The organism is Methylomonas fluvii (assembly GCF_014850975.1).
Taxonomy (GTDB): domain Bacteria; phylum Pseudomonadota; class Gammaproteobacteria; order Methylococcales; family Methylomonadaceae; genus Methylomonas; species Methylomonas fluvii.
Genome location: NZ_JACXST010000001.1, coordinates 1 through 13,053 on the forward strand (window position 1 = coordinate 1; position 13,053 = coordinate 13,053).

At 46.0% G+C, this 13,053-nt stretch carries 5 protein-coding genes and 1 pseudogene; 3 read left to right on the forward strand and 3 right to left on the reverse strand.

What is annotated here, in order from left to right; translation table 11 throughout:
• Positions 1-32 precede the first annotated feature (32 nt).
• Together dptG and dptH are read left to right on the forward strand one after the other, a co-directional pair.
• Positions 33-973 (forward strand): annotated as a pseudogene (gene dptG, locus EBB_RS00010) (DNA phosphorothioation-dependent restriction protein DptG).
• Entirely contained in the window at positions 954-6,023 is a 5,070-nt protein-coding gene (dptH, locus tag EBB_RS00015; protein WP_192391910.1) for a DNA phosphorothioation-dependent restriction protein DptH, read from the forward strand. The pseudogene dptG and the gene dptH overlap by 20 nt, the downstream one beginning before the upstream one ends.
• Positions 6,024-6,218: 195 nt before the next feature.
• On the opposite strand, the gene EBB_RS00020 is transcribed toward dptH, so the two are convergent.
• Positions 6,219-8,762, reverse strand: a complete 2,544-nt coding sequence (locus EBB_RS00020; RefSeq protein WP_192391911.1) for a DNA phosphorothioation-associated putative methyltransferase — start codon at positions 8,760-8,762, stop codon at positions 6,219-6,221.
• Positions 8,763-8,960: 198 nt separating this feature from the next.
• On the opposite strand from EBB_RS00020, the gene EBB_RS00025 reads away from it, so the two are divergent.
• On the forward strand, positions 8,961-9,233 hold the full coding sequence (locus EBB_RS00025) for an HU family DNA-binding protein (protein ID WP_192391912.1): 273 nt from the start codon (positions 8,961-8,963) through the stop codon (positions 9,231-9,233).
• 12 nt (positions 9,234-9,245) lie between these two features.
• Here the strand turns inward: EBB_RS00025 and traN are convergent, their stop codons facing one another.
• Both traN and EBB_RS00035 read right to left on the reverse strand, forming a co-directional pair.
• Positions 9,246-12,062: a conjugal transfer mating pair stabilization protein TraN gene (gene traN, locus EBB_RS00030; protein WP_371741527.1), complete on the reverse strand. Its 2,817-nt coding sequence runs from the start codon at positions 12,060-12,062 to the stop codon at positions 9,246-9,248.
• Positions 12,029-13,042: a TraU family protein gene (locus tag EBB_RS00035; RefSeq protein ID WP_192393487.1), complete on the reverse strand. Its 1,014-nt coding sequence runs from the start codon at positions 13,040-13,042 to the stop codon at positions 12,029-12,031. The genes traN and EBB_RS00035 overlap by 34 nt, the downstream gene beginning before the upstream one ends.
• Positions 13,043-13,053 lie beyond the last annotated feature (11 nt).

The following is a 13,053-nucleotide window of genomic DNA, read 5'->3' on the forward strand; positions in this document are numbered from 1 at the left end:
CAGACAAAGTATTTGACGTATTCAAGCTGATGATGAAACAAAATGATTACAGCATCAGCTTTGACACAAAACTCAACTTTCTAGAATCGAGGATTGTCAAACAGTTTGAACAGATTCAAATTGACAACAAGCATAATGACCAAACAGTTTCCTACCTGCCATTCTTGGATGAACTTTTCACCAAAGACATTGCTTTCCTTGCAAAACACACGCATTACTTTACACAACATGCCAAACAGTTTTTAAGACTCTATCTTTTTCTCTACTGTGCGCAATTGGCCCTAAATTTAAATCCACACACATTTGAAACTCCTGTTTCTAGGCCACTGCACTTCATACTGAACTACGAAAAGCAAGCACTGAGCGTAAAAAACTCGTATATGAGGGGTATAGAACCCTGTATGAACATGCAAAGTACATCTTTCCTTATCTCTCCTTCCTCGAAACATTGATGAAGATCACAGAGAATGAAAATCTCAGACTCTATGAACTACCAACGTTGCTTGAGGATACTCAAGAGACGGTCGGCATACTACGAGAATTTGAGTCAAAATTTCGTTCAGTCCGCAAGCTAGAGGGAAATGTTCTAGAGCACACTGGTACCAAAGAGGCGCTAGAAAGTTTACTAAACGCTGCCATGGAGCAGTTTCGAGACCAAAGTTCACGTAAAGATATCTTTGAAAATTACCGACGGGCATTCGAACGTCAAGTAGCAGAGCCTTTCATCCAAGGGCGAGGAAGATTCGGGAAAGTGCTGGTGCTTGAGCAAGACACAATTTTGCTTCTAACCAACATTGCCATAGCCGAACAAAAACAGATGCGCTTTCAGGATCTGATGGTTCAATTCGAGAACAGAGGCGTGTACTTCGACCAACAATCACGTATGGCACTTATAGATCTTTATGAACGCGTTGGCAACATCGATAGAAAAAGTGACAGCGGAGATGCAGTTTATGTCAAAACAACCCTTTAATGAATTGTTGATTCACAATCTTGTTGCGTGGCTAGATACATGTATACAGCCAGGGTACCGCTATCGCTTTTACTCGGATGACGAAGATCAACTGCGCGCCTTGTTAACCGCACTCAATGCTGCTAACGCATCTGAACTCAGCTATTTAGGGACTACACTACCCTATATCGACGTCGCCGATACTCGACTTGTATATGTCAATGATGTCGAAGATGCCATGAATGAACATTTTATTTCAAATCTACGTGATGCAGTGTCACGTCCTGATGAGATCTTTTCCAACTGCGCGTTACTGGTCTTACACCAAAGCCGTCTCGATACGCTTCTTAACAGTGCGCATGATCTTGCTGCACCTGGCGCACCGCTTAATTCCCAAGATGTTGAAAAACAATTAGTAGCACTCTGTAAAACGACATCCAAGCCCAAGCTCTTTCAAGCACTACTTGATATGCAAACCAAGCAAATCGTGATGGAAAACCAGTCTGCCTTTGGTTATCAAGACATTTATGACTCCATTGCCAATGACCATGTAGATTTCCAAAGCCTCAATCTCTTTGAAGACAAAGATCTTTATAAATTCGATGATCGTGACAAAATTCAAAAACGCATCGAAGAGAATCAAAAGCTCTACACGGACATTGAATATAACATTAGAAACTTTGCTAACGAACTACCCGAGCGTCTTCCCAAGTACTCCCCCGAATTCATCAAAGAGCGCCTAACGATTGATGAATGGGAGAACACCACCCTTCAGCAACTACAAAAAGAAATCGACAAGAATAAAGGCGAAGCTATTAGTTATGACACATCCGAGGCTATTACTACGGAGCCTTATTTCATGCGTGATGACAGCACAACAGCCGCTGGCCAACGCAATAAAAACATCATTCTTTTTGCTGAAGGCGATTACGCATCTTTGCTTTTCAAATTCAAGGGTGACGGCCTTAAAATCGACAATTTTTCCATCATGGATAACCCTGAGCTTGCTAAGCAAGTCTCCATGACCTACATGCACCGCAAGCTTGATATTCAAGTCCCTTTTGACGGAAAACCTCTCTTTTTTAGAGTGAGGCTACAGACGACAAAATCAGCTGAGACACATTTCTTTAAAATCCTAATCCTCCTCAAAAACTCATTCGTTCTTGATGGCATCAAGAACTACTTTATTATCAAACCTAAAGATAAAGAGTTGCTACTCAAGCTTGATTCTTTCGATCTAAACTTTTCTTCGGAGCCAAATGGCCCAATCTATGAGCTGCCGGCAGATGCCGAACAAGCCAGTGTCATAGAATACCCTCGACTGAACATTTCGAAGTTTTACGATGCACATGATGAAGTAAAATTTGCCATTACCAATGGCACCGATTCGTTGATGCTTGCTCTCGAAAACGAAAAAATTGAAGACAAGATTTCCCTGCCCCTGCTTTTCAATACACAGCGTTCCGACAGACTATTTACTCAAAGCGGCAATGCCGAGTACAACGAAGCTAAGAAAAAAGCTATCTTGGGCAACCGGGAGTTCTTGCTGGTTGGTGATCGCAATACCTATGTAGCATATGAGCATCAGCTTGTTACCCATCAAGCCTATCAGTTAACCTACGGCTCTCATGCACATTACACCAAACTACAAAGTATTGATCAGAACATAGCCGCTTCTTACCATGCACTACTTAGCTATTTCCAGGCGAATAAGACCACCCCGTCACTATGCGCCTGGGATGAGGAAGTGTGCATGTTGGCTACAATGTTTGTAGGGCACTATTTGTCTTATGTCTCAAATATTGAAGAGGATCAGGCCCTTTCCACTGAACAAAAAACTCTGTTTGAACTTGGGTTTGTTCGCGATAAAGGGAAAACGTACCTTTCTCCTTTTTCTCCACTTGTACTGGCTTATATACTCCACCTGGTCAAGCGTGCCTCAAACCCCGAAGATGACAGCTATCAGCACCTATTTGCCGTGACACTCAAACGGCTCAATGCAAAGGGTCTGTTCCCTTATCTGTTTATCAACAATGAAACCTATGCGTACACACAAGTCATTGAAGAAGACCCATTTTGGCTTGAGTTTGTGCCCAATGAAGAGAATGAATATAGCTATGTTTCCAAGCTAACGGCTGAAAAGATCCGCGAGTTTAAAGAAGCATTTAGCGCCCTTTTTGACTTCCGCAATGAAGCTCCGCTCATCATTAACAGCATTAATAACGGTCGTAACGAAGAGATTTTTGAAGGCATCGTTCAGTTCTACAAGAACTCCTTTATCGAGCCAGTAAAAATGGTTGTCAACCTTTACGATGAGCACTTTGAAGAAACAGCATTTGACCGCTTCGCCGATATGGACTTTAACACGGACATCAAACTCAAATACCGTCTCAAAGAAGATGACGCTGACAGCATCATCGATGCCATGCGTACGCATATTACCTACAGCAAACATCTGACGAATGAAGCACAGAACTACTGCCACCTCTCTTTCTTTAAAAACAATGAGAAGGTCCAGATCCGTAACCGTAATGTCCATACCAAGCAGTCTGGTCTAGTTTACGAGGGGCTCATTTCTGGTGAGAGCTCTGAAAAGATCGACGAGCACTATTACAGCGGCTTTGGTTTGAAAAATGTCAATATTGAAGATCTCGCTAACCTAAAACTGGCCAAAATCTACAATGCCATGCAGCGTCCCGTTTATGAATCCGGTTCGCCTTATGTCAAAGACAACACCATCGCACTTATGATCAGCGATAACTTCAAGGCACTACTTGAAAAGTCCTACTCCAGTGCGTTATGGACGGTCATCATCGATCCGAAGGTCACGCTTGACTTCTTTGACAGCTACAAAGACCTCATCCTCATCCACTACTCTGACCAGTACAGTTCATCGGCCAGCTATGATGCCATTACCGTGACTGCCAAAAGCGATCTCTACTCAAGCATTGTCGGTTCAAAAGACATCATTAGCGAGTTCAATGCCTTCAACGGCGAATGGCTCATTAAGATGATCACTGAACGTGAAATTATCAAAAAAGAGAAAAACGGCATTATAGCTGCTTACAAGTACATCACTGCCTATCTCTCGTCGCCAAAGATCACTTGGGTACCTCTCTCTGTAGCCGAAATGATCCGCGTTTCAGGGAATGTTGGTCTTTCGATGAGCAAAAGTGACTTCTCCCGCTACAACGAAAGTATGAGCAATGACGCTTTAAAGCTCGGCCCCATCTCCGATGACATTTTACTGGTTGGTTTCTGCGATGAAGGTGTGGTGCTGTATCCCGTTGAAGTAAAATCAGGCAGTGCTGATATGCAAAAAGCGATGCAACAAGCCCAAGCACTTAAGTCTTATTTCTATGACCATATTTTTAATGGAGATAATCTAAAAAGTAGACTACTCAAGGGACTTTTCATTCGCCAGGTTTTTATGCAGGTTGAGAAGTACCAGCTTTACAACGTGTTTGATGCAAACTATTTTGATGACCTGTATGCAAAACGAGAACTGTTGCTCGAAGGCACTTATTCGCTTGTAGAGTTTGAGAACCACAGTAAAGGTGCTGTGGTTGCTTTCTTGGATATTCAGTTAGATACTTCCATTAACATCAAAGAGAATATCCTTGAATGTAAGCTCCCCTACGACTTTTTAAGTGGCATGCTCCATACGCCATTTAATCATCTCAAAGAAAAGCTGCATAACGAAGAGTACGGAACGAAAAAATCCTACATGCTGGAAGAGGTGATATACACAGGAAGTACTAATGAAGTGGCCTTGCCGAAAGAAGCTTTAGAAATAGAGGTCATTGAAGATATTGAACCAACTGTTGCTGAAGAGTTACCTGAATCAACCATTGTGCCGCCCATATCAACTGGCCCAATGTGCATTAAGTTTGGCTCCCACAGCCATACAAAGGAGGATATCCTCTGGTATCCAACAGACACATCCAAAACGTTTAATACTAACACGGGTATTATCGGTACTATGGGGACTGGGAAAACTCAATTTACCAAGTCATTGATTGCTCAAATGATTCAAACCTCTCAAGATAATGTTAACTCCACCCCTATTGATATATTAATCTTTAACTACAAAGCGAAAGATTATTTGGATGAAAAATTTGTTGCGACAACAAATGCAAAAGCGTATGAACCCTATCATTTGCCTTTCAATCCTCTTTCTTTATTTGGCTCACGTCCATTGTTACCAGTCCATACTGCAAACCTTTTTAAAACAACACTTGCAAAAGCGTTTGGCTTAGGAACGGTACAACAATCAAATTTAAATCGTATTATTCTAGAAGCATACGAACGCCGCGGAATTACTAAAGCGGATAAATCCACCTGGACTAAACCAGCACCGACTATCAAAGATCTTTGGGAAGTCTATTCTAATGAAGAAAAGGTGGCGTTTGATTCTCTTTATGCCGCACTAGAAAAGCTTAATTCGTTTGAAATCTTTGAACCGGATCCAACTAAAACTATTCCATTGTTTGAAATGCTTAATGGTGTGACGGTTATTAATATTGCAGGTTATGATACGGACATTCAAAATCTTATTGTTGCAATAACATTAGATATTTTTTACTCGCAAATGCAAATTAAAGGCGCTTCAAAACAAAGAGATGGATACCGAGAAATCACAAAAATTATTTTAGTGGATGAAGCTGACAACTTTATGTTTCAGGATTTCGAAAGTCTCAAAAAAATCCTCAAAGAAGGACGAGAGTTTGGGGTTGGTACAATTCTCTCTACCCAACTGCTTAGTCATTTTAAAACAGCCGAAAATGATTACGCAGATTATATTTTATCCTGGATAATTCATAAGGTTGATAAAATAAAATTCCAAGATATAAATTCAGTTTTCAACGTTAGCAGTAAGCAAGAAGCAGAAAGTCTAATGGATCAAATAAGAACGTTGAATGAGCACTATAGTATTTATGTTGATGGCAATAAAAACAAGCTTTACATGCGGGATTACCCATTTTTTGAACTAATGGAAAAAAATAAACATGGATCGGTAGGTCTTATGAGACAGATACGAAAACTTGAAAAACATTACAGTGTTTTGTAGATTACATTAAGAATATGACTAAAATTCAAGACTTGGCTTTTTGTTAATATTTTGTTTTACATTTTTTAACGCTACGACTGAACCGAATAACGAATTAGGATTGAGAACCGGCTGATGTTCAATGTGCCGAACCCTGCGTGTAAAAACTTGACATTATTGGTTACTACGGGAAATCGAGACGATCCGTATATTTTATTAAAATAGGTCATCACAAAGAGAAATGGTACGTTTTTTTGGCATTTGTTTTCCCGAACCAATCCTGACCATATCAACATACTTTCTTTTGTTTTCCGGTCCATAACTCACATGTATGGGCCGGTCAGTTCCATAAAAATAAAGGCGATCAAACGGCGTGTTTTCGGCGATCCAATCGGCGACTTCGCGCATGTTTTCATCTTCGACGATAAAGTCAACCGCTGCGCCAAGCCTCGGGCAAATTACGTTTTTTTTAGTGTTCAGTTCGTGTGCGGCATGCTGATCCAGTTTCGGTGCTACTCGCTTTTTAATGTGTTTGCCCAATTCATGTGAACAAAAACCGTAGGTAAGCCTGATCATGCCGAAATAGTCGATTACGGGGTCGAGTATATTAACCGCTAGATCGTATAGCGCATTATAACTATAGGCTTGTTTGGGGAGATTGAGTATACCCATAGCACGCTGAGTTTCCCCACATTCAATGAGTTGCCTATAATTCAAATAGCTTCCACACGACTCATCGAGATCAGGTATTGAACGACTGCGAACCAGTTTAAAGCCATCAATTTCCCATCGAGCAAGGGCTAAAGTTTGCCGACACTCATCGGGTTTGGGGCCGTAACCACTCAATTCAAATAGGTTTAATGCTTGTAACTGCTCATCAAAATTTAGCTGCTCGGCGAAGTGCGGGAATTCCTCGCTAATATAGCGGGATTTTAAATACAGGTTAGTTGGTTCGAATGCGTCGCCGTACTCGTATAGATCGAAAGTTTGTTCTCGCAAATTGATTTTGACCCGCTCTAGCAAGCGCGGGATGGCTTGATTCTCAAAGTCGTCGTAGCGCATCAGGCTTAATTTGCCGGATTGGATATGGATTTTTATTAAATCCGTTTGTTCGATATCGCCATATAAAATCGTGGCGCAGCCAATGTATATCCTCAGCAAAGCCGGCAGTTCCTGAACCATGCCGGTGTGCAGATGCAGAGCCTCGCCTTCATCCAGAAATCCTAGGCCTTGCTCTGTCGCGTGTTGACAGGCTTCGGCAATAAGCTCGGCATTGCTGATTTTGAATAAAATCGATCTGGCCGTTTCGATGGCATTTTGATAATCGCCGAAAAAGGTTTTAATGTCTCTTTGCAACCCCGCCTCTAAATGTTTATAGGGTTTACGTTTTGAAAAGGTCTGTAACGAGAAATAGGTGATTAAATCTTCGATTTTACTTTGCTGAGCCTGTTCAAACAGCGCTTCTTCATTGTTGTCTAGTGTGAAACGAATGACTTTGCTGATACTGCCAAAGGCTTCTGTGAGTTCAACTAGCGAATCGATTTCCGATTTGTCGGGCAGCCGGCCGAGTTCCAGAGTTTTCTTCCATACCGGGTCGATAAGGTGTTTGTACGCCTGATACTTCTTCTCATTTCGAGATAGTTTTGGCTCAGAGGACGAAATAGGTCTATGCGAAAGGCGTAAAACATTGCGGTGGCTACGTTGCCGCCCAAGCAGAAAGCGCTGTTCCGCATCTTGATTTTTAAATACAAAGAAGATGCCGGGGGCGACAGGGATAGCGTCCGTTTCCAAAGTATCCGTTAGAAATTCTTTAAGCTCGCTTTGGGTAAAGTATTTTTGGAAGGTATTGCGCTGTGTAATGACGCCATCGTTAAAAGCCTGGCCTTTAAATGCGTTCTGATTGAATAGCATGGATGAAACCACTAAGACCTGGTTAGCCAGGTTATATGCCCCTATCAATGCATCCAGTCTTTCCTGATAGTTTTCGATAACATTGATCACAAAGCCCAAATTGACGATGTCGGCGACTTGTTTAGGCTGCTCTGGAACGTAATGTGGATCCCAGCCGGATACCGGAATGGCATTGTCTGATAAATTGCGAATGTCGTCGCCTTTGCCGCAACCGTAATCGAATACGGTTAATGAGCCGTCTAAAAATCCGTGACGTGCTAGGCATTGCATCGGCGCAGATAAATTACTGCGGGAAAGCGCCGTGAGATGCCGGGCGATGCTTTTGCTTTCAGAGGATTCAACCGTCAGGCTATCGGTAGATTCATCGTTGCCAATCGGTACAAATTGGTTATCGATGATTTGAAAACCCTTATCGCGTATCAATGCATCCCAGGCTTGTTTGAAGCCAATCCTGATTGTATCGTCGAATAGACCCAATTGTTCGGCGGTCTCGGTTAATTGAGTAAATTGCAAATTGTTTGGCGCATCGCCACTAAGTAATAATTCCTTGCGATGTAAGATTGGCGGGTTTAACGATGTTTGATAGTTGCGCTTTTCGACTCTTTGCGTTGCCAGATCAATCCGAAAACTGGTCTCTAAGGCAGGGAATGGCTCTTCGAAGAAATTGGGGTACCAAAGCAAAGACAGTGATCTTGATTTGCCGTCATACTTGATGACGTTGTAATCAAGGCCGGGTTTTAAATGGGCCAAAATCTCGGCGGCTTTGACAATTTGTTGCATTTCGGATTCTTGAGCGTCCGTCAGGCTGTAATGCCAATAAACGTGGTTGAGAACTTTTTTGCCGAGCATAGGGTTAATCCATATTTCTATTCATTTTTAGGATAGTTTGCTTATTCCGACATAATATTTACCTTTCCTTCTCATATGAAGATTACGTATTGTTGAAATATTGCTAAACGCTTTTTACTGTCAATCACCCTTGTCGCAATATGATGTGTCGCTTATCGTATTCAAACAATTTTTTATTTTAAACCTGTACCTAAATTTATGAACAAATCTGATCTCATCGACGCCATCGCCAGCCACGCCAACCTGACCAAAGCAGATGCCGGCCGAGCTTTGGATGGCATTACCAACTCCATCCAAACTGCACTGAAAGCCGGTGATTCCGTGGCGTTGGTGGGCTTCGGTACGTTTGAAGTGAAAGAACGTGCAGAGCGCGCCGGCCGCAATCCGCAAACCGGCGAAGCGATTACCATTGCTGCAGCAAAATTGCCATCCTTCAAAGCTGGCAAGGGCTTGAAAGACTCGGTTCAGTAACTTTTAGGCCGCTCATTGCGGCCCCATGCCCCAGCCCTCCAATTCCGATTGCCGTTTGACCGTGGGGACATCCAGATCAGTCATGCGGCCTTGGGTGCGGGTTAAGGTGTCTTGTCGGCCGCTGGAGGTCGCGCCGTATTTCTGCGGATTGAGTCGGCTGCCGGTTCCGGTGAGTTGATCCAGATTGAGCATGGACGCTGCATTGGCGGCGGACGGCAAATGCCCGGTCTGTGCCAGAATTGCCAACCATTCGTCCAAATTGACCTGAGTCCAGTCCACGCGGTCCAGATCTGCGACTTTAATCCCGGTACAAGTTGGACTTTCCGGCGTACCAAAGTCCATGCCCAGCTGCGGTTTGATTTGTTCGTTGAGGATGCGTGCTAACGGCGAGTTGTAGCAGCAGTAGCTTTCCTTGCGCACCCAACACACACCAGCCACCTTGCTTTCGCAATAGGTGCCCAGATCCGTGCAGACCTTCAGTTGTTTCTTGGCGGCAAGTTCGTACTCCGGCTCCTCACAGGAATAGACGATCTGGATTATCATGATGATGATCATAACCACGGTATACGCCGTCATCAAGGTACTGAGCAGTTGCCCAGCAACTGCCGCGCCGCCGCCTAATTGCACACCACCGGATTGCGCGGCGGGTGTGAGATTGCCCGCAGCATCAAAAGCTGCCTGACCACCGGCGCTGAACAAGGCATTACCGGCCGCTTCGCCAAAGGTCTTACCAATCCATTCTGCCACCGACTTCATTAATTCGCCCTTGAGCGAGTCCAGTAAACCTTGCGAGGCAATGTCGCTGGTACTCAGCATGTCGGTGCCGACCAAGTCATTCACCGTCGAGGCAAAATCCGCCTGAAAACTGTTCCAGGCATCGCCGGCCAACGTGAATGGGGTACGCATGGTTTCCCAAGCACCGCGAATCGCCGAGGTACTGTCCATGGTCATGACCGCGCTGTCCATCTGACTGGTGGCGATCAGCAAATCAATATATCGACCTAATCCCATCGCACCTGAGGGCGTTTCGCAGCAATCCACTAAACTGAGTGCGCCACCGACCATTTTGCAACTGGCCGGTTTACCCTGAAATACCTGGCAGGTAGTCGGATCCTTTTGCTGCAAATCGGCGTTGGCGTAATCGCAATGTAGATCCATCGCCATTTGCTGGGCGCTATTGAGTAAGGCGACCGCCTTACTGAAATCCTGGCTCTGGGTGCGATTCACGCTAATGCAGTCTTCGCCCATGCAGCGTATCGGCCCGGCGCATTGCTGTTGGGTATTGCTTTGAATAGCGGGAATGCCGACCGTTTGCCCGCAGTCGTAGGTATCGACGCTGTCCCAGCAGGTACCTGAGGCGAGTACGCTGGTACATTGACCTTTTATAAATGAACAGCCTTGGGTTTCCAACGAAGTGCAGGACTTGTTGGGTATGCCGTTCGCCGGCGGTTCTAAACAGTGGGTGCCAGCTGAGTCGGTCCAACATTGACCGTATTGATTCAGATCGCAGTTCCCAGCCGCCTGGATATTCATACAGGTGTTGCGAATCCCCGTCGAATTGGCCACTGGGGCTTGCGCCAAGTCGGAACCGCAGACCATGACTTGCGAGGTGGGGTCGACGTAACAACTCGACGCATTGGCCGGATCGTTCGTGCAATTCAGTTGGCTACCGGTTTGGCAAATACCATCGGTAATCGCATTGGCCAAGTTTTGGCAATTGGGTCCGCTCCAGCTCCATGCGTCCTGGGTGATCAGTTTTGACAGGTCATAGCGCAGCCGAATCCGCGAATAGCCTTCGCCACGTCCAGAAACGCGGGTTTCTTCCTTGAACACTTTGATGCCGCTGCTGTTGAAGGCATACAGCACATTGGTGTTGGGATATTCGTTCCAGCTGGTGTAAAGCTCGCAGTCCCCGAACCAGCCGCTGGACCCCGTATAGATCAACTGATTGTCGTAATAGACACGGGTGTGGTCATCGTATTTGACGTATTCCAGCGTGGCACTGGTGATGGCTTCGGGATGCAAGACCTCGTATTTGACCTGCCAGGTAAACAAGCCACAATCCGATTCCCAGTAATCATCACCGACTCGGCCGACATACAAATCCATACAGCCCGGCCCGCAACTGGAAAAGCCGCCATCGCCACTGACGAAACGGATCAAGGGCTGTACATTGACTTGGTGGGTAGCGGTGCAACTTTGCGGTACCGTCGGTTGCCTGAGGCATAGCTGATAATCCGGCACGCGCACCGATTGCAGGGTGTCGGTTTGGGTCGTGGTGGTCGTGCAGTCTGAGAATGACTGTGCCCATGGGGTAAAATCGGCAAACACCTGATCGCCGTTTTGCCAGATCTGATCGGCTTGTAAGTCCGGGTGCGACTGGTGGGCATTGTCGATCAAAGTGCGATAGGCTTCACCGGTGAAGCTGGTTTCGCCGTTTAAGGCTGTCTGTGCATCCAGACCCGCCGCCAGTGTGCCGGGGTTGTTACCATAAAGATTGGCAAAATCGCTGGTCGTGGTTGATGCGCTATTGGTATCCGGAAACAGCGTGCCGATTGAAATGGCGCTCTCCTGAGCCGTCCCTGGATTCAAGGTCAGTGAGCCGGTGCCGGTATCGACCGGAAACGCAAAACCGCCCAGAACTTGCTGTCCGAGTTGTTGACCATCGCGCCCAGCTGCCTGAATCGCATCGGCCCATGAAACGCCAAACGGGGTCCAGGCCAGTGTCACGCATAAAATCGCTGATAGTATCTGCGTCAAGCAACGTTGCGGTTCGAATAACGCCCTAACGCCCATCACAGCCCCACACAGCAGTCCTGCCAACGCCACAGCAGGTAGAGATGATCTTCACCCGGCCCCGGATAAGTCCGTCCCGCGCCCCACTTGAAGGTAGTCTCGCCAATGGCGTGATTGGAATCGGTTTCGGCGACTGGATAAAACATCGATAACCGGTATTGCGACTTAGGAATGAATGGATAGATATAGCCGCCGCATAAAGCATCGTTGCCCGAGGTTTTCCAGGCCAGCCCGCGTCGATGCAAGGAGGCCGTCGCCCGAGTGGCCAATAAACTGGTAATTCTGGGATCGGTCCCGTAACTGGTTGGCGAAATACCAGAAAGTGGATACATATGCCCCCAGGCACCAGCACACCAGAACAACGCATCCAGAGGATTGCCGGTGGCTGCCGCTGCGGCATCGGCGACACAGGCCGATATCGCCACCGGATTGGCAAACAACGCCGTTTCCGGACTGGTAAAAAACGCCAGCAAATCATTGTTCCAGGTGGGATCCAGTTCCGAGACATACAGCAAATCAAAATCCCGATAGCCGTCGCTGTTGCAGCGACCATCCCAGAATAGATCCAGCATAATGGTCAGCGGAAAGGCGAAGTAGTGGTAATTGAAAAACGACATCTCACTGGCATCGAACTCGGCCTTGCCGGTAGTGGCAATCAAGCGCAAATTTGAAGCACTGAACTTATGTCCGCCCAGTGCCGGCGAACACCAGGGATTGCGGACGATCTCGATTAGCCTTGCCGGATTCCATAAGCCCATGGTCATGCCGAGTTCCGGAATGTTCATGCTATCGGTACAAAAGCAAAACTTCTCGTCGGTAGCGATACCCGGTACAGTGCCACCGCCCAGCGACGCCCCGGCTGCACGAATCGGAAACAGACAACTCCAGCAAATATCGGTGATCAGTTTGCCGGACCACAGTTCGGCGTCCGAGCACAAAGGGTCGACGCTATTCGTAGTGGTTTCGGCCGCTGTTACACCCGAGATCAACAGCCATAAAAATCCCAAGGCCATAATAGTCGTCC

Coding starts and splice junctions, on each gene's coding strand:
- EBB_RS00025 (WP_192391912.1), top strand. CDS start 8,961: ATGAACAAATCTGATCTCATCGACGCCATCGCCAGCCACGCCAACCTG.
- EBB_RS00035 (WP_192393487.1), bottom strand. CDS start 13,042: ATGGCCTTGGGATTTTTATGGCTGTTGATCTCGGGTGTAACAGCGGCC.
- EBB_RS00020 (WP_192391911.1), bottom strand. CDS start 8,762: ATGCTCGGCAAAAAAGTTCTCAACCACGTTTATTGGCATTACAGCCTG.
- dptH (WP_192391910.1), top strand. CDS start 954: ATGTCAAAACAACCCTTTAATGAATTGTTGATTCACAATCTTGTTGCG.